This window comes from Luteimonas deserti (genome assembly GCF_013425765.1).
Lineage (GTDB): Bacteria > Pseudomonadota > Gammaproteobacteria > Xanthomonadales > Xanthomonadaceae > Luteimonas > Luteimonas deserti.
The window spans coordinates 362,526-379,894 of record NZ_JACCJZ010000017.1; the positions used below are offsets into that span (position 1 = coordinate 362,526).

A 17,369-nucleotide genomic window follows, 5' to 3' on the forward strand; every position below is an offset into this window, starting at 1 on the left:
TGCCCGCAGTCGCATGTCCGGGATCAGTTTGCGTTGTCGCTGCGGGTGGCGAACGGCAGGCCGCATCCTAGCGCCGGGTCGCCTGCGCAAGCCGTTCGGCGAGAACTTCCGGGCGGACAGTGCACGTCGACGTCCGTGAGGATCGTCGGTGGGTCGTGGTCGCCTCATCCGTTTGCAAAGTCGGCTGAACCCGCTGCGACAGTGCGACCGCGCGTTGGATGCAAGCCATCGCGTGCCGCGCGATCTGCAACAGCCGCTAGAGCCTCGAAGGCAACGTAGCAAGCTGCGGCGCGGGGCAGCCCGCCCGATCAAAGCTCGAAACAGCCCGACAGCGGAGCGGGCGGGCGAGGCAGGATCACCACGTGGGAGCGCCTGCCATTTCGCGACATCCGGTCGTGCCAGGCCATGCGGCGAGCCACCCCACCATCGGCAGGCCGGCCGGTCTGCCACGCGGTGGACGACGTCGCGCAGAGGCGGCAGGAACGTGCATCCGCCGGGCCTGTGCCCGCCCGCGTCGGTCGGTTCCGGGCAGTGCGATCGGCGGACGCGGCGTGGCGCGTGGTCCGACGTGCAGTCGGGCCAAGCAGGTCCGCGCGCGGGGTCCACGGGTCCCGGTCCCGCAGCCGCCCCGGTAGACTGCCGCCTTCCCGTACGCATCCCGGATCGATGATCAACAACGATGTTCTGCGCAGCATCCGCTACATGCTCGACCTCAGCGACCAGAAGCTGGCCGACATTGCGGCCCTGGCCGATCCGGCCTTCATCGTGGACAGGGCCGACGTGCGCGCCATGCTGCTCAAGGACGACGATCCGGAGTATCTGCCGTGCAGCGATGCCATGCTCGCGCACGTGCTCGACGGGCTGATCGTGCACCGGCGCGGACGCGACGGCGACCGGCCGGTGCGACCGGTGGAGCCGCGCATCACCAACAACGCGGTGTTGAAGAAGTTGCGGGTCGCGTTCGAGCTCACCGATGTCGACATGCAGTCGGTGTTCGCCGCGGCGGGCTTTCCAATCGCCAAGCCCGAGCTGTCCGCCCTGTTCCGGCAGGCCGGCCACCGCAACTACCGCCCCTGCGGCGACCAGGTGCTGCGCAACTTCCTCAAGGGGCTGACGCTCCGCGTGCGTCCTGCCTGAGCCATCGTCCAACGCGCCGCGCGCCACGCCGCCGGACCGGACCGCGGCATCGATCCGGCCCGCGCATCGCACACGGCGGCCGCCGATTCGGCGTCAGTGACCCGGACGCTGGAATCGTCGACGCGGCCTCGGAACATGTAGCCGATGCGCCTGCGATGCATCGAGACGCCCGCGGCAGTGCGGCGAGGCCCGTCTGCTGCGACGTGCCGGTGGCGGCGTTCGGCCGATCCACCCGTGCATCGACGTCGGCCGCCGGGCACGTGGACGCGTGGCCCGCAAGCCCGCGCGTCACGTTGCGTCGGCCCATCGATCGCCGGTGTCGAACCCTTGGACTATCCCCGGGGGGAGCTGGATGAAGCGCCGACGCCCGCGCCGCGCTGCGTGCCCTCGCTTCACTGCCGGCATCGGCCTCGGATGTGCCGATGCCGCTAGCGTGCACCCGACCGCCACGCCGCGCGTCGATCGGCGTCCAGAAACGTCCAGGCCACGAACCGGCTCTGCTTGCTGCCCTGGGCCATGGCCACCTCGCGCACGTCGACGGCGCCTGCCAGGCGCAGCTGCCGACGCAGGCCGGAGAGGTGCTCAGCGCGCGCCACGAGGCTGGTGAACCAGAGCACCTGGGCCTGCACTTCGACACTGTCGCGCACCATGCGCCGGAGAAACTCCGCCTCGCCGCCGGCGCACCACAGTTCGTGCGCATGTCCGCCGAAGTTCGTCGCGGATGCGGCGACCACGGGGCCGGCCTGCGCCGGCCTTCGCCCGGCCAGCTGGCGGCGCTTGCGCTGGTGCACGCCCCGCGCCTCGTCGGCGGATGCATGGAACGGCGGGTTGCAGACGGTGGCGTCGAAACGCTCATCGGGAAGGAGCACGCCGCGGAAGATGTCGCTGCGGTGTGGCTGCCGACGCAGGGTGATCGCACGGTCGAGGCCATTGGCGGTCACGATGGCGGCCGCCACCTGCAGCGAGGTGGGCTGGATATCGCTGCCGACGAAATGCCAGCCGTATTCGGCATGGCCGAGCAGGGGATAGATGCAGCTGGCGCCGACGCCGACGTCGAGCACCCGCACTGCCGCCCCGCGCGGGATCGCGTCCCCTGCGGAGCCGGCGAGCAGGTCGGCCACGCCATGCAGGTAGTCCGCGCGCCCGGGGATGGGCGGACACAGCGCGCCGTCGGGCAGATCCCAATGCTGGATGCGGTAGTCGCAGCGCAGGATGGCGCGGTTCAGGGCGCGCACCGCCATCGGGTCGCCGAAGTCGATGCTGGTGTCGCCGCGGGGCGTGGTCACCAGGTGCGTGGACAGCGTCGGCCAGGCCTGGACCAGCCGTGCGAAGTCGTAATGCCCCTGGTGCCGGTTGCGCGGGTGCAGCGCGGGCCGGGCGGCGGGGCCGGGTGATCGGAGCGGGCGGGGCGGTGGTGTCGTCATCGGGCTCGTGGGAGAAACGCGGGCATCGGACGCGAGCTCAGTCCTCGTCGGCCGCCTCGCGGCCCTGCTGGCGGATCAGCGCGAGCTCGCGTGCATCGTTGATGGCATCGCGCACGCCGTCGAGGTCGACCGCGTGCTCGTCGGGCGTGAAGTGGCCGGTCAACGGGGTGTCGGGCGCGAGCTGGCCGGCCTCGAACAGTGCCCACATCTCCTCGCCGTACCAGGTGTCGAGCAGGTCCGGCGCCCAGCGGCCCAGGGTGGCGGTGAGGTTGTTCACGTCGCGCAGCAGCATGGTGCGCGCGGCGTTGTTGCCGGTGGCGCTCACCACCTGGGGAAAATCGATCAGCACCGGACCCTCCGGATCCACGAGCACGTTGTAGGCGGACAGATCGCCGTGGATCAGGCCGCAGCACAGCATCCGCACCACGTCGCGCACCAGCGCCTGGTGGAACCGACGCGCGCGCGCCGGCTCCAGCTCCACTTCGCCCAGGCGCGGCGCGGAGAACCCGTCGGCGTCGGTGACCAGTTCCATCACCAGCACCCCGTGGAAGAAGCCGTAGGGTTCCGGCACGCGGACGCCGGCTTCGCGCAACTGGTAGAGCGCCTCCACCTCGGCGTTCTTCCATTCCGCTTCCTGCTGCCGGCGGCCGTAACGGCTGCCGGTGGCGACCGCGCGGGCCTCACGGCTGCCCCGGGATTTACGGCCTTCCTGGTATTGCACCCGCTTCTGGAAGCTGCGCTGCGCCATGTCCTTGTAGACCTTGGCGCAGCGCACGTCGTCGCCCGCGCGCACGACGTAGACGGCCGCTTCCTTGCCACTCTTGAGAGGGCGCATCACTTCGTCGATGACGCCCTCGTCGATCAGCGTCAGGAGGCTCGCAGGTGTCTTCACAGGCTCGGGAACATGGCGCGCGTGCTCGCGCGGCGGGCGTGCAGTGTGGCGGAAAGCGCGTCCGCGTGCTGCGCGCGCGGTTTCCGCGACTGCGCACGGTCGATGTCGAATCCTGGCCCTGTCGCTCGTCGTCTCCACACATCCCCCCGCTGGAGTCCGCATGATCATCCTCTACGGAACACCACCCACCCGCGCCGTGCGGGTCATCTGGCTCCTCAACGAGCTCGGGCTCGCCTATGAATGCCGGAGTGTCGACCTGATGCAGGGCGAGGCGCGGCGTGCACCGTTCATCGACCTCAACCCGGCTGCACGCGTGCCGGTGCTGGTGGACGGCGACGTGGTGCTCACCGAGTCCTCGGCGATTCCGCTCTATCTGGCGGAGAAGCACCCCGAAGCCGGTCTGATCCCGGCGTCGCTGGCCGATCGCGCCCAGATGTACCGCTGGCTGTTCTTCCTCGCGACCGAGATCGAGCAGCCCCTGTGGCGGATCGTCCGCCATGGCGAACTCTATCCACCGGAGCGACGACTGCCTGCGGACATCGCGCTCGCACGGGAGGAGTGCCTGGAGATGCTCGATGTCCTGGAGCGTCATCTCGCGGGCCGCGAAGTCATCGCCGGCGACCGGCTGAGCGTGGCGGATTTCAATGCCGCATACACTCTCGACTGGGCCGAGGAGACCGGCCTGCTCGGGCAGACGCCCCGTCTCCGGGCGTATCTGGACGGCATGTACGCGCGGCCCACGGCGCCGCCGACCATCGCCGAAGCCGTGGCGGCGATCACCGCGGGCCCGGGCCGATGACCGGGCCGCGCGTATCCGGACCAGCCGCCTACTTCCCGTCGATCGAGGCCACGTACGGCCTGCCGGTATCGCACTGGCTGGACCTGCTCTCCGGCATGCAGGACCTGCCGCACATGGCGCAGGTGGCGGTCCTGAAACGCGAACACGGACTGGGACATGGTCACGCGAATGCGCTCGTGGCCTACCGGCGCTCGCAGCGGGGCGGAGGATGATGCGTCCATGGGCGCTCGACGGCTTTGCCGCGGTCGAGATGGCGCGCCTCGCCCGCGGGGGACGCACGCCGCGCGGGCTTGCGCCACGAGCGCACGAACGCACCCCGGATGCAATTCGGTCCCGTGGTGAGGTGCGCGTCGTCCGTCCGCTGCACCATCGCGGACCGGCGGGAATGCGCGCACGATCGCGCGCGCTGTCCTCAAGACCCCAGCCGGGCGGCCGATAGGATGACCACCGCCCCCGTGCGCGATCCGCCCCAGGGGCGACGCCGCGCCGTTCATGGATGTTCCCCGTGTCCCAGACCTTCGTCGCCGATCCCTTACCGGCCGCCGGGCTTCCGCATTGCGATACCCCTGTCGACGCGGACGCCGCGGAAGCCGGCAGGCTCGCAGCCCTGCGTGATCTGGCACTGCTCGATACTCCGGAGAGCGAGAGCTTCGATCGCATCACCCGGATGGCCGGCCGCCTGTTCGCCGCGCCGATCGCCGCGGTTTCGTTGACCGATGCGCACCGGCAATGGTTCAAATCCCATGTCGGCACGGCCGGCCGCGAGATACCGCGCGAACTGGCGCCATGCGCCGAAGTGACCGCACGCGGCGACGTGCTGATGGTGTCGGACCTGCAGCAGGATCCGCGGTTCCGCGACAGCGTACTCGCACGGTCGGGCATTCGTTTCTACGCCGGCGCACCCCTGGTCACCCGGGATGGCCACACGCTCGGCGCCATGTGCGTGCTCGACCAGCACCCGCGCGAGGCGAGCGAGGACGAGCTGGCGTCCCTGCGCGATCTGGCCGCGATGGTGATGGCGCAGATCGAGCTCGAACACGACTACGGCCGCCGCGATCCGCTCAGCGGCCTGCCCAACCGTCACCAGTTCGCCGACGACCTCGCCGATCTCGCACGCGCGCATGCGGGGGCCCAGCGCGTCCTGCTTCTGGTAAGCCTGCTGGATCCCGCACGCCTGCAGGAGCTCATCGGTGTCATGGGCACGGGCTGCATCGACAGCCTCGTGCAGGCCAGCAGCCGCATCGTCAAGGACCGCTCAGGGCAGGGGTGCACGGCCTATCACGTCGACGTCGTGTCTTATGCCGTGCTGCTGGACGAGGCCCAGGCCGGCACGTGGACGTCGGTGATGGACGCGCTGTCGGCCGCCCTCTCCGCGCCCGTCGTCAGCAACGGAATCCCGGTGCAGATGGCGCCCGTCTTCGGCGTCTCGCCGCTGCTGGTGGGCGGTGCGAGCGCGGATGACGCGCTGCGCACGGCGATCAGCGCAGCCAGCGATGCACGTGCAGCCGACCTTGGTTGCGCGGTCTACAGCCCGGCCAGCGACGCCGCCAACCGCCGGCGCCTGACCCTGCTCACCGACTTCTCGACCGCGCTGGCGGGCGGGGACGCGCTGTCGCTGGTGTACCAGCCACGCATCGATCTGCACAGTGGGCGCTGCGCCGGCGCCGAGGCGCTGCTGCGCTGGCGGCATCCGGTGCTCGGCGACATTTCGCCGGCCGAGTTCGTGCCGCTCGTCGAGCAGACCGCCTTTGCCCGCCCGATGACCGAATGGGTCATCGGCGCGGCACTCGACCAGCAGGCAGCGTGGCGAGCGCACGGGGCGATCATCCCGGTTTCGGTGAACGTGTCGGCGCGCAACCTGGAAGAGGCGGACTTCATGCCGCGCCTGGCGGACCACCTCGCGCGACGCGGCCTGCCTGCGGACGGGCTGGAGCTGGAACTCACCGAGACCGCGCTGATCCGCAATGCCGAGCATGTCCTGGCCCAGCTCGAGGGCCTGCGCGCCATGGGCGTGACCATCGCGATCGACGATTTCGGCACCGGTTACAGCAACTTCGAATATCTACGCAAGCTGCCGGCCCGCGCGGTGAAACTGGACCGGAGTTTCGTCGGCGACCTGGGCCCCGACATCGAGGCTCGCGCACTCGCCCGCGCGATGATCGGCATCGCCCACGACCTGGGGTTGCGCGTCGTCGCCGAGGGCGTCGAGACGCAGGCGACCCTCGACGTGCTGCGCGCCTGGCACTGCGACGAGGTGCAGGGCTATCTGACCGGGCGGCCCATGAGCGCCGACGCGCTGGTGTGCCAGCTCGACGACGACCATTGAGTCCGGCGTGCCCGCGTCGCGGAACCCGGCGATCGAAGCAACGCCCTCTCAACCGCGGCATGGCGCCCGCCGCATGGCCCATGCCGCGGCTCAGGGGCGGCGGGGTGCCCGCGCCGGTTCTGCGACCGCGCTCGTGTCCGCGCCATAGCGTCGCTGGCAGGTCTCGCACCAGAAAGCACGCCGCTGCGCCAGGCCGAGTTGTTTGCGGTAGCTCAGCGGCGTGCCGTCCCGCGGACAGACGCGCTTGGTGTGCACCTGGTAGTGCTTCTTGAGCACATACGCCTGCTTCCACTCGTAGAAATCGAAGCTGTAGGTGCGCGCCTCGTCCACGAGCTGCGACAGCTTGCGTGCGGGCAAAGCGCCGATGCGGCTCTCGGGATGGACGCGGATCCGGTGCAGCACTTCGTTCTTGATGATGTTGCCGACGCCGGCGAAGACGTCCTGGTCGAGCAGGGCATCGGCGACCAGTGCATCCGGGCGGGCGCGCAGACGCCGCCGCGCCGTGGCGGGATTCCAGGCCGTGCCCATCACGTCGGCGCTCCAGTCGTAGGCGTCGTCCAGGGCGCCCTTGATGAAGCGTACGGAGCAGGCGTAGACGTTGAGCACCTCGCCGCCGCTGAAGTGCAGCCCCAGGCGTTCGGGGCGGTCCTTGGCCTCGTTGATGCGCCAGCTGCCGAACAGCAGGAAATGGATGCGCACACTGAATCCGTCGAACGCGAGCAGAAAATGCTTGCCCCAGCTGTGCACCCCGCGCAGCGTGCGGTTGCGCAGGCGTTGGATGTCCTGGGTGCTGTTGCCGGTGACGTCCAGCACCTTGCGGCCGGCGAGATGCCCGGCAGCCTCGCGCAGAATGACGATCGACGGGCCTTCGGGCATGGGCGGACTATGGCGGGCGCGTGCATGCGTGCCGCGTCAAGGCCGCGTCGGCCCGGCCTTCGCGGCGGGCAGGTCTGGCGCGCTTGGACCGGTGTGCGCATCTGCCTGAGGGGCGCACGCATGCCGTGGACCGCGATCGCCGTGTCGCGACTCACCGAGGGTGTCGCGCGGCCTGGCTACCGGCCGCGTCGCGTCGCTTCGATGGCAGGGATCTCGCGCCGGCGCATGTCTACGATGGCGAGGAACGCCCGCTGTGCGGTGGCCGGTCCGGATCACTGATGGCGTCGGTCAGAAGCGCGCGGCGTGATCTGCCAGAACACGCCCAGCGATCCTTGCACCTGTCGCATGCGCTCCCCCGGCCGCCGTTGCCGACCGTCGCGTCCCCACAGGTGGAGCGTTCTCGGTTCTCGGCTGTGGCGATCTGGACCGGGAATGCTCCGCTCTGCGGGAACTGCGGCCCGTGTCGAGGCCCAGGCAGACGATGCCGCATGCGCTGAACTGCACCGTGAGCGTATCGCCCTGGCGGCCGGCCGGGCAATCGGCCGGCGCGTGATGGACCGCGTGTGTTGCGCTATCGGGACAGGTAACGGCCTGGCCGTTCGCGGCGTCGGGGCGCTGCCCTCGCAATGGAGACAGGCCGTGGCGCTGGTCGTGGTGGGATGGCTGGATTCCGTCTGCCCAGGTCGACCTGCGTGATGGTGGTCCATGTCGTGCCGGTCGGCGCGCGGCCACCCGTGCAGGGTGCACGCCATCGCCCGCGCGGACTTCACCCGAAGCGCGCCGGGCGCGGGCGTGGTCGATGACCGGAGACTCACTCGCAGGTGGCTATGGTCGTGCGTGTTTTTCGGACAGGACTTCACGATGAGCGAAACCGCACCGCAGGTTTACACCGATTCCGCCGATATCGAGCGTCTCAAACGGCTGCAGCTGGCGCTCGACGGTGAGTCCGTGGTCGAGGTGACTTTCCACGATGGGCGCGTGGTCAGCGGCACCATTCCCGAGCGCCCCACGCTGCAGACGTTCTTCGATCCCGACGGTCGCGAGGGCACCAATGGCGTGTTCCGTCTCGATCACGGCCAGGAGGACATCGCCGTGCGCCTGTTCTGGCTCGGGGATGTCACCGGCGTGCGGCGGATCGATTCGCGCTAGCCGCGCGCTTCCGGCGACCAGCGCATGCGCGCGCCCGATGAGCGCCACGGCACGCCGGCGTCTACCGCCCGGGCATCTTCTTTTTCCGCTCGATGCACATCGCGGAGCGATTCCATAGGGCATGTCGGGGTTTGCGGGCGGCGGCGCAGGGCTGTCGGTCCCCGGCGCGACCGCGTGCACCGTCGAACGGACCGACTCGCCCGCGTGCCAGCCGTGGGCGAGAATGTCGGAGGCGTCCGGCGCAGAGCGGCAATCACCGGCACGCCGATCGTCCTGCGCGAGCGGTGCGGACCGCTTGCCAGCCAAGGCACCGCGTTGCAGGCCGATCAGCGCTGCCACGGACGACGCCCCTGAAAACACGTGGCACTGGCCGCGAGCAGGATCCTGCGCAAGGCCGAGACCGCATCAGGAGACGACCAGCGTGCTCGCGTCGAGTTTTTGCCGGGCGCGGTTGCCCGTCATCGGCGAGACCAGGGTCGGCACCGCGCAAGAACGCCGAGCCGAACGGTGTGCCCAGCCGTTCCAGCCCCGCAAGACCCATCGCCCGGCGTGTCAGCCCATCACGGTCGATGCAAAGCGCGCTCTGCCGACGGTGGGGCGGACGACGATCCGCGGCGCGCGCACGGCGCCTCAGCTCAGAACCGCTCGCGCGCGGGCAGATAACGCCAGGTCCCCACCGGCATTCTGGCCAGCGGCACCTTGCCGATGCGGATGCGTCGGATGGCGACGACGCCCAGACCGACCTGCTCGCACATCGCCTGCAACTGGCCGCCCTGCACGCCCTTGATGGCGAACCGGAGTCGCACTTCGTTCTGCCAGCTCACCTTGCACGGCGGAAGTTCGCGGCCGCCGTACTGCAGGCCGTGATTGAGCCTGCGCAGTCCGTAGGGCGCAATTTCGCCGCTGACCTCGACCACGAATTCCTGCTCGATCTCGTCGCGGTCTTCGGTCAGACGACGCCACACACGTCCATCCTGGCTCAGCACCATCAGGCCGCTGGCTTCCGCGTCCAGCGGCACCAGCGGCGTCAGGCGCTGGAAATGGCGCGGCAGCAGGCGCACGCCCGATGCATCGTCGGCCCAGCGCGTTTCGGGACGGACCAGCGGCGCTGCCGGGCGCGAGCCGCTGATGGTGTCGAAACCGACCGGCTTGTGCAGCAGGATCGTCGCCGGTTCCGCCGCCTCCAACCGGGCGTCCGGATCCACGGCCACGTGCGCCCCGGGTGCCACCGGGTGCTGCGGAGCGTCCACCACGCGCCCGTCCACCGTCACCCAGCCGCCCTCGATGTAGCGCTCGGCCTCGCTGCGCGAGCAGCGGACGAGTTCGGCGACACGCTTGGCCAATCGGACGGATACGTTCATGGACCACTTCAGCGCGGAGAGCCGGGCAGTGTAGCGGGCGCGACCGCATGGCCACTGGCCCTGCGAGGCGCATGGCGATGCGCATTGCCAGCGTAGGCATGCAGTCGTGCTGCACAGAAGTGACGAAGGCGGGGCCGCATGCGCGTTTCTGGTGGAGTCGCAGGCGACAGGGCGTGGGATATCGGGACGCTCGCGGGCATGCAGTCAGTCGAGGTGCGAGCGCCGGCTGCTGATCGATAAGGCCGACATCTCGCTGCCCGACAAGGCGGAAGCCCGAACGACGCACACCGTGGCGCGTGGGGAGCCGCGCCACGTGTCATCCGGGCCGGCCCGTAGAGCGCTCGTGCAGAAACTGCAGACACTACGGATTCCGGAAGACGGCGGCGCGACGTCACTGAACCCAAGGCATCCGCGACAGGCGCGATGTCGCGCATACACGGTCCCGTGCCGGCCGCTTGGCTAGCGTGCGCTGCATCTCCTCACCGGGCCCACGCCCGTCGGACCACACATGACCGCATGTCCCCATCGCCAGGCCCCCGAACCGCTTTCACCCGACGTGGCGGACGCGTCCGGAGGCGATGCACTCGCCGCCCGGTTCCTCGCCTTTGTCGACGCGCCTGAGTTTCCCTGCGTCGGCTCGAAAGCGGCGCTGGCGCGCGGTGCGATCCAGCCCCATGCATTCGGACGCCTCGGCGATCGCGACAACGATGCGCACCTGCTCGATGCACTGACCGGTTTCGCGCGGCAGGTCGACGCGACCGATCCCGACGACCGCACCGTGCACTCGTTCGTCGCGCTGTTTCAGGGCCCACTCGATACCGGTGAGCAGCGCTTCGAAGCCCTGCTGTGGTCACAGCTGCAGCGTCTGCACGATCTGGATGCGCGGCGTGGCACGCGCTGGGCCAGGGACGTCAGTCGGGACCCGGACGATCCCCGCTTCAGCCTCAGCCTGGCCGGCCACCCGTTCTTCGTGATCGGCCTGCATCCGGGGGCATCCCGGCTCGCGCGCCGTTTCGAGGCGCCGGCGCTGGTGTTCAATTCCCACCGGCAGTTCGAACGCCTGCGTGCCGACGGCCGCTACCAGAAGATGCAGGCTGCGACCCGCGAGCGCGACATCGCGCTTCAGGGTTCGATCAATCCCAACCTGGCCGATTTCGGCGCAGCGGCCGAAACACGGCAGTACAGTGGTCGCGCGGCCGAGCCGGAATGGACATGTCCCTTTCGCGTCCGGAGCAGTGCATGAGTGTAGTAGTGGCCGAATCCGTCGACACACGCATTCCCCCATGCTCGGGCCGTGCGGTGGAACTCGAGGCAGGTGACGAACTCGTGGTGATCGACCCGATGGGCCAGCAGGTCAGTGACCTGACGGCCTTCGCCCGGGACGACATGGCCGAGTACCTCTCCTCCGGACGCTCGATCGATTACGCCGCCAAACTCTGGCTCAGCACCGGCGATGTGCTCTATTCGAACCGCAGCCGAGTGATGTTCACGATCCTCGAAGACACCTGCGGTCGGCACGACTTCACCCTGACGCCGTGCTCCAAGCGCATGTTCGAGCTTCTGTACGGCGAGCAGGAGGGGCGCCCGGGCTGCGAGGGCAACCTCGCGTCTGCATTGGCGCCTTACGGGATCACGGCGGACCGGATTCCGGTGGCCTTCAACATCTTCATGAACGTGACGTTCGACGCCGAAACGGGTGCAGTGGCTGTGTTGCCGCCGCTCAGCCGCGCCGGCGACCACATCCGGTTGCGGGCCGAGATGCCGCTCGTGGTGGCGATGACGGCCTGCTCGGCAGGCCAGTCCAACAACTTCAGCTACAAGCCGATCGATTACCGGGTCGAGCGACGGATGCAGCGCGAGGCCTGAGACCTTGCGCGAATCACGAAAAACGCTGTTGCCTGCGCGGTGCGTACCGAGCCTCCGGCGCGACGCGATCGCTTGGTGCGGCGGCAGCGCGTCGAACGCTGGCGCCCGAGCATATTGGCCGTCCGTCTGCCGCGCGCCAGATGGGCGGCCAGGATGGGTCGACCTGAAGCATCGTTTCCATCAGCCGCCCGCATGATCTCGACGCGCCTCGGGACATGCGGCCATCCGCCCGTTTTGTGGAACAGTCCCCCGTGTGACGACCGCAAAAAAAGCCCGGATGCGTCCGGGCTTTCGAGGAGTCGCGCGGAGGCGCCCGACTCAGACCGGTGCGAACGCCTTGGTGCTCTTCTTGTCGCGCTTCTCCAGCTTTTTTTCCTTCATCGTCTTGGCAGGCTTCTTCTTCGATTCCTTTTTCTTGTCCAGACCCTTGCTCATGTTCGGCTCCCCTCGCGATCGTCACGGGACTGCGGCGCAGTCGACGCGCTCAGTATGCGCCTGCGGGGCGTTCCAGGCAGATGCCCGCCGTTGACCGCGGGCAACGGCGTGCGCGATCCGCGGATCTCCTGCATGCCACTCAGCGTCGGCGTCGCGTGCTCCGACGCGCAGGCGTCGTCTGCGCGGCGCTATGCGCGATCAGCGCGGCACTCGTGACTGCGATGGCATCCTCGACCACGCCGGTCGTGGTCTGTCCGTACCGTGCCATCGCCCGGACGCGCAGGCGGAAGGTCAGATAGGCCATCCCCACCGCGGCGCCGGCCCCGAGCAGGGCGGCGACGGGCCGTTGCCGTGCAGGCGCGAGCGCGGCGCCGGCAAGCGCCCCGGTGGCGATGCGGGCGAGCATGCCGGCAGGAACGATGCGATCGGGCGCGGTCTTCATCTTGTCGCCGGCGAGCTCACCGGCCGCGAGGGTGCCGGCCAGCGACGCGACGATGCGGCTGCCCAGAAGCGGCGGTGCGCCGTTTCCCCTGGGGAGACTGCGGGTACGGGCCGCGTTGGCGACGGCGGCGAAGGGCGTCATCGCACGCATGCCGGCGACGGCGCCCATGAGAACGGAATGGATCAGGGCCATGGAGGTTACCTGCGGAGTGGGGGAGTGTCGGAGGCGGAACCGGTGGTCAAGCCCGGCTGCGGGGTGTGGATCAGATCGGCGAGGTCGTATCCGAGCGCGCGCGCGGTGGCGAGGTAGTCGTCGCGGAGGGCCACGGGCAGATGCGGTTCGCGGGCCATCAACCAGAGATACTTGCGGTCCGGACTGCCCACCAGTGCGATCCGGTAGTCCGCATCGAGGCGCAGGATCCAGTAGTCGCCCTTCGTGAACGGGATCCAGCGCAGGCCTTCAGGCAGAAAGCTCACCTCGAGCTTGCTGTTGTGGCTGCCTTCAACCGGCGTTGCCTCGCCGATGGCCTCCTGCGGCTCTCCCCGTCCGTCGATGGCGCGGTTGGCGACGCGCACGGTGCCGTCGTCGTTGAGCGAGTAGCTCGCGGTGATGTCGCGGTAGTCCTCAGGCTCGTGCCGCATGGGCAGGCGCGCGAGCTCGTACCAGGTGCCGAGGTACCGCTGCAGGTCGACGGCGGGGACGGTGGGCGGTGGTTCGTGGTGAGTCATCGGGATTCCGGGGCGGCAGGCAGGCGGGACGGGGCAGGGTCGGGGCGTGCACCGCATCGGCGGCACACGCTCCCGATCGGGGGGGCGACGTCTCAGCGCAGATCCACGCGCGCCACCTTGTCCTCGTGATCCTTCTTCGGGTCGATGCCGAGCAGGACCTTCACCCCTGCGAGCAGGCTGCTCTCGTTGAGCCAGACCTGGGCGTCGGCCGTGTCCATGCGCAACAGCCGGAGCTTCGGATCATCCTTGCCACCCTCGAACCACGCCGCGATATGCGGGTTCCACAGCCGGTCGATCACGGCGCGATCGTTGTCGATGACCACGTGTCCGGTCATCGTCGCGAAGAGGTCATGGTCCTTGCTGGCGAAGGTGGCGGTGGCGGCATGGCCACCGCTCCCGGCCAGCGATTCGGCCAGTTCGGTATCGCTCGATGTGAAGAACCAGAGCGGCACGCGGTCGTTCTCTGCCAGTGCGGTCATCGGCCGGGGCTCCACGCCCGATGCGCCGAGCATGACCGTGCGGTCCTTGTCGAGCGCTTTCCAGAGTTTCGATTCGAGTTCCTTGGGGTCGGTCATGGCGGTGGCCTCGTATGGGAGGTCGGCAGGTGTACCGGGATCGCCGTGACAGCCTCGCCAAGGGCGACGGTGTCGCATCGCCCGAGCGCGAGGCGGGGCAGAAGTCGCGTTGACGCGACCGGCAGGGTTCTTGCATCAGCCGACGGCGGCCTCACGCCGCGTCCGTATCATGCGGCCCGGGAGACGGGCCGTTGCCTGAGGAAGCCAGCATGTACCTGCACCAGTTTTTCGGCGACGTGTCCGAGCCTCGGCCCTGCAAGGACTGCCAGGGCGATCAGCGGCTCGACTTCATCGTGCGTATGGCCTTCCAGCCGATCGTCGATGCGCGCGACCGTTCGATCTACGGCTACGAGGCGCTGGTGCGCGGTGAAGACGGTGCGGGTGCGGGCGACGTCATCGCCCGGGTCCGCCCCGAGCAGCTCTACCGGTTCGACCAGACGTGCCGGGTGCGGGCGATCGCGACCGCGGCAGAGCTCGGCCTGCGCGAGCGGCTGTTCATCAATTTCTTCCCCAACGCGGTCTATCAACCCGAGACCTGCATCCGGCTGACGCTGCGCGCGGCGCAGATCGCCGGGTTTCCGACCGAGCGGCTGGTGTTCGAGGCGGCGGAATCGGAAGAGGTCCGCGATCAGGCCCACGTCTCGCGCATCTTCCGGGATTACCGCGGGCGCGGCTTCCAGACCGCGATCGACGATTTCGGCGCCGGCTACGCCGGCCTCTCCAGCCTGGTCGAGTTCCAGCCGGATCTGCTCAAGCTCGACATGAAGCTCGTGCGCGGCATCGACGGTGATCCGGTGCGTCGCGCCATCGTCGAAGGCGTGGTCGGGATCGCGGCGCGTGTCGGCTGCACCGTACTCGCCGAAGGCGTGGAAACACCCGGGGAATACCGGGCGCTGCGCGCGCTCGGTATCGCGCTGTTCCAAGGCTACCTGTTCGGGAGACCCGCGCTGGAACAGCTGCCTCCGGTCGATGACGCCATCTGGGCGGCCGCCGAAGGCTGACGGTTCACAGGGTCGCGCGGCCGGACAGGCGGTCGACCTCGAGCGGATGGGCGACCGGTGCCTTCACCACGGGACGGGCTCACCGCGCCAGTCGAAGAATCCGCCCGAATCCGCGGGCTGCAGGCAGTCGATCACCCGCAGCAGGTGGACCGCGGCGGCCTCGGGCGTGTGCACGACCAGTCCGGATCGTGAGAAGGGCGCCGACAGCCCCGTGTCGACGGTGCCCGGGTGGAGGGCGACGCAGACCGCCGAAGGCGCGCGGCGTGCGAGTTCCACCGCGGCGGTGCGTACGAGCTGGTTGAGGGCGGCCTTCGAGGCGCGGTAGGCATGCCATCCGCCCAACCGGTTGTCGCCGATCGAACCGACCCGCGCCGACAACGTGACGAACACGGCCCTGCCGGTGCGCGGCAAGCGGGGCAGGACATGTTTCATCAGCAGCGCAGGCCCGATGGCGTTGACCGCGAAGGCATGGGCCATGTGGACGGCGTCCAGTTCGCGCAGGCTCTTTTCCGGACGGAAGCCGGCGCCATGCAGGAAGCCGGTCGCGTCGATGACCAGACGCAGTTCGCCGTGCGTGGTCGCAACGGCCACCGCCTGCGCGATGCTGGCTTCATCGGTCAGGTCGAGCGGCAGCTCACCATCGCGTCGCGTCCCGATCACCTGGTGGAAGTCGCCGCGCGTGCGCAGCGCATGCTCCAGCGCGTGGCCGATACCGCCACCGGCGCCGACCACCAGGGCGACGCCGCCGGCTGGCGTTGTTCGAGGGATGGTCGCGTCTTCGGGCATGGGGCAGGCGAGGCGTCATGACGGGGCGGTCGGGTGCTGTACGCGTCGATCGGGCGTGCGGATCCCTGCGGGCGTCTGCGATGCATCGGCCACCTGATCCGGACCCGCGTCCAGACCGCGCGCCATGGACGTCGTCTGCAACGGATGCCAGAGTGCCCGTCCAGCCACCACACCGAGCTCCCATGCCGAACCTTGCGACGCTATCCGCCTTCGTGACCGCCGGACTTCTGACGCTGGCATCCGCCGGCTGCGCCAGCGGAAGCGGCAGTCCGGGTGCGGAGGGCGAGCCGGGCACGCTGCAGGGCCGCATCGTCTCGATCGACACCGATCCGTGGATGTACGACGGCAGCGCGGTGATCCGCATCGCCACCGACACCGGACGCGAAGTGCCGGTGGAGTTGCCTGCACGCTGGAACCTCTGCGCCGCACCGCCGGTGGATGTCGCGGCGCTGGCACCCGGCCAGCAGGTGGAGGTGGTGGGCCGGGTCGGTCATGCCGGCGCGGTGGTGGTCTGCGACGACGCCACGCATCGGCTGCGCCCGCTGGACCGGTGACCGCGCGCCCCGGCGACAGCTGAACCGGATCAGCCGCGCAAACGCAGCAGCTGGGCCTGCAGGGTCTCGACCTGGCCGCGAAGCTCGGCGTTTTCGCGCTCGAGAGTATCGATCCGGCGCTGCAGGGCCTTCGGGTCGGGCGGTTCGCTGCCCGCGTCCCCGGCCGGCGCCTGGATCCGTTTCTTCGCCTCGCGCGCGCGCCGCGCCGCGAGCCTGAGTTCCGCCTTGCCTGCCTGCGCCGCGCTGCGTTGCTCGTCCTCCGGCAGGCTGGCGACGGCGGCGGCGCCACTGATCGAGATCGCCCCGGCCTTCAGGGCATCGACGAGTTCCGGCGTCGCCTGGGCATGGATACGCTCGATCAGCGTGACCTGGTTGCTGCTGAGGCGGGCCTCCCGGGCGAGATCGGCCCGGCTGGCCGGCACCGGTGCATCGTCCCAGGGCGGGGCCGCGTCTCCCGACGCGGGCACTGCGGCATCCGCAGGCTCGGCCGCGGACTGCCGCGCCTGCTTGCGCGCGGCGAGAATGCTGCGCTTGCGAAGCGCGAGTACGCCGCGCTGGTAGTCCGACACGCTGCGCCGTCCCAGGTGCTGCTCGATCATCCACAGATGCACGTCGTCCATGGTCTGGAACCGGGCGTTCTGCACCGTCTCGAACGGCAGCCCGTATTGCCTGCAGATGCCGTAGCGGTTGTGCCCGTCGACGAGCACATCACCCCACAGCACCAGCGCATCGCGGCAGCCCTCGCTGAGCAGACTGCGTTCCAGCGCCTCGTACTCGTCCTCGGTCAGCGGATCGATGTAGGCCTTCAGCGCTTCGAGTACGACGATGTCCATGCGCTACCGGGGTCGAAAAGGGGGCGCATTGTAGAGCGGTCCGGTCGCATGGCGTGCGCCTGAACTGCGGCGTCGCGAGGTTTGCGCCAGCCCCGGCCGGCCGCTAAGGTGGCCTTGCAGTGGATGCGAGCGCCGTGGTTCGACCGGTGCATCCCGCTGCGATCCTTTCCTGATCCGAGTCCAAG

General features: G+C 69.6%; 18 protein-coding genes. 9 read left to right on the forward strand and 9 right to left on the reverse strand.

The window, feature by feature from the left end; translation table 11 throughout:
- The first annotated feature begins 666 nt into the window (after window positions 1–666).
- Window positions 667–1,137, forward strand: coding sequence for a YehS family protein (locus H0E82_RS10765; RefSeq protein WP_180545447.1), 471 nt, complete (start codon window positions 667–669; stop codon window positions 1,135–1,137).
- A gap of 428 nt (window positions 1,138–1,565) precedes the next feature.
- Here H0E82_RS10765 and rlmF read toward each other — a convergent pair whose 3' ends face one another.
- On the reverse strand, window positions 1,566–2,561 hold the full coding sequence (gene rlmF / locus H0E82_RS10770) for a 23S rRNA (adenine(1618)-N(6))-methyltransferase RlmF (protein WP_180545448.1): 996 nt from the start codon (window positions 2,559–2,561) through the stop codon (window positions 1,566–1,568).
- A 37-nt stretch (window positions 2,562–2,598) separates the two neighbouring features.
- The gene (locus H0E82_RS10775; RefSeq protein ID WP_180545449.1) at window positions 2,599–3,453 is read right to left on the reverse strand and encodes a PA4780 family RIO1-like protein kinase; all 855 of its coding nucleotides are present in this window, start codon (window positions 3,451–3,453) and stop codon (window positions 2,599–2,601) included.
- A 160-nt stretch (window positions 3,454–3,613) separates the two neighbouring features.
- Between H0E82_RS10775 and H0E82_RS10780 the strand changes: the two genes are divergently transcribed.
- The 3 genes from H0E82_RS10780 to H0E82_RS10790 all read left to right on the forward strand — a co-directional run bounded on the left by H0E82_RS10780 (window position 3,614) and on the right by H0E82_RS10790 (window position 6,578).
- On the forward strand, window positions 3,614–4,252 hold the full coding sequence (locus H0E82_RS10780; protein ID WP_180545450.1) for a glutathione S-transferase family protein: 639 nt from the start codon (window positions 3,614–3,616) through the stop codon (window positions 4,250–4,252).
- Window positions 4,249–4,464, forward strand: coding sequence for a DUF4287 domain-containing protein (locus tag H0E82_RS10785; protein ID WP_180545451.1), 216 nt, complete (start codon window positions 4,249–4,251; stop codon window positions 4,462–4,464). Before H0E82_RS10780 ends, H0E82_RS10785 begins: the two co-directional genes overlap by 4 nt.
- Before the next feature lie 293 nt (window positions 4,465–4,757).
- Window positions 4,758–6,578, forward strand: coding sequence for a putative bifunctional diguanylate cyclase/phosphodiesterase (locus tag H0E82_RS10790; protein ID WP_219338504.1), 1,821 nt, complete (start codon window positions 4,758–4,760; stop codon window positions 6,576–6,578).
- A 90-nt stretch (window positions 6,579–6,668) separates the two neighbouring features.
- Here H0E82_RS10790 and H0E82_RS10795 read toward each other — a convergent pair whose 3' ends face one another.
- Window positions 6,669–7,454: a DNA-formamidopyrimidine glycosylase family protein gene (locus H0E82_RS10795; protein WP_180545453.1), complete on the reverse strand. Its 786-nt coding sequence runs from the start codon at window positions 7,452–7,454 to the stop codon at window positions 6,669–6,671.
- Between the two features lie 861 nt (window positions 7,455–8,315).
- Here H0E82_RS10795 and H0E82_RS10800 point away from each other — a divergent pair.
- The gene (locus tag H0E82_RS10800) at window positions 8,316–8,603 is read left to right on the forward strand and encodes a DUF3247 family protein (protein WP_180545454.1); all 288 of its coding nucleotides are present in this window, start codon (window positions 8,316–8,318) and stop codon (window positions 8,601–8,603) included.
- Window positions 8,604–9,238: 635 nt separating this feature from the next.
- On the opposite strand, the gene H0E82_RS10805 is transcribed toward H0E82_RS10800, so the two are convergent.
- Complete coding sequence (locus H0E82_RS10805; protein ID WP_180545455.1) at window positions 9,239–9,964, reverse strand: rRNA pseudouridine synthase; 726 nt, start codon at window positions 9,962–9,964, stop codon at window positions 9,239–9,241.
- Between the two features lie 508 nt (window positions 9,965–10,472).
- Here H0E82_RS10805 and gntA point away from each other — a divergent pair.
- Together gntA and H0E82_RS10815 are read left to right on the forward strand one after the other, a co-directional pair.
- Complete coding sequence (gene gntA, locus H0E82_RS10810; protein ID WP_180545456.1) at window positions 10,473–11,207, forward strand: guanitoxin biosynthesis heme-dependent pre-guanitoxin N-hydroxylase GntA; 735 nt, start codon at window positions 10,473–10,475, stop codon at window positions 11,205–11,207.
- Window positions 11,204–11,830, forward strand: a complete 627-nt coding sequence (locus H0E82_RS10815; RefSeq protein ID WP_180545457.1) for a DUF1989 domain-containing protein — start codon at window positions 11,204–11,206, stop codon at window positions 11,828–11,830. Before gntA ends, H0E82_RS10815 begins: the two co-directional genes overlap by 4 nt.
- Window positions 11,831–12,404: 574 nt before the next feature.
- Here H0E82_RS10815 and H0E82_RS10820 read toward each other — a convergent pair.
- The 3 genes from H0E82_RS10820 to H0E82_RS10830 form a co-directional block, all read right to left on the reverse strand.
- Complete coding sequence (locus H0E82_RS10820; RefSeq protein ID WP_180545458.1) at window positions 12,405–12,899, reverse strand: DUF4126 family protein; 495 nt, start codon at window positions 12,897–12,899, stop codon at window positions 12,405–12,407.
- 5 nt (window positions 12,900–12,904) lie between these two features.
- The gene (locus tag H0E82_RS10825) at window positions 12,905–13,435 is read right to left on the reverse strand and encodes a lipocalin family protein (protein ID WP_180545459.1); all 531 of its coding nucleotides are present in this window, start codon (window positions 13,433–13,435) and stop codon (window positions 12,905–12,907) included.
- A 92-nt stretch (window positions 13,436–13,527) separates the two neighbouring features.
- A complete protein-coding gene (locus tag H0E82_RS10830; protein ID WP_180545460.1) occupies window positions 13,528–14,010 on the reverse strand; it encodes a pyridoxamine 5'-phosphate oxidase family protein in 483 nt (160 codons plus the stop codon).
- Between the two features lie 209 nt (window positions 14,011–14,219).
- Between H0E82_RS10830 and H0E82_RS10835 the strand changes: the two genes are divergently transcribed.
- Window positions 14,220–15,011, forward strand: coding sequence for an EAL domain-containing protein (locus H0E82_RS10835; protein WP_180545461.1), 792 nt, complete (start codon window positions 14,220–14,222; stop codon window positions 15,009–15,011).
- 63 nt (window positions 15,012–15,074) lie between these two features.
- Here H0E82_RS10835 and H0E82_RS10840 read toward each other — a convergent pair whose 3' ends face one another.
- Entirely contained in the window at window positions 15,075–15,797 is a 723-nt protein-coding gene (locus H0E82_RS10840; RefSeq protein ID WP_180545462.1) for an SDR family NAD(P)-dependent oxidoreductase, read from the reverse strand.
- Between the two features lie 182 nt (window positions 15,798–15,979).
- Between H0E82_RS10840 and H0E82_RS10845 the strand changes: the two genes are divergently transcribed.
- Window positions 15,980–16,351, forward strand: a complete 372-nt coding sequence (locus tag H0E82_RS10845; protein WP_180545463.1) for a hypothetical protein — start codon at window positions 15,980–15,982, stop codon at window positions 16,349–16,351.
- Window positions 16,352–16,380: 29 nt separating this feature from the next.
- Here the strand turns inward: H0E82_RS10845 and H0E82_RS10850 are convergent, their stop codons facing one another.
- Complete coding sequence (locus H0E82_RS10850) at window positions 16,381–17,184, reverse strand: plasmid replication/partition related protein (protein WP_180545464.1); 804 nt, start codon at window positions 17,182–17,184, stop codon at window positions 16,381–16,383.
- Between the last annotated feature and the right edge of the window lie 185 nt (window positions 17,185–17,369).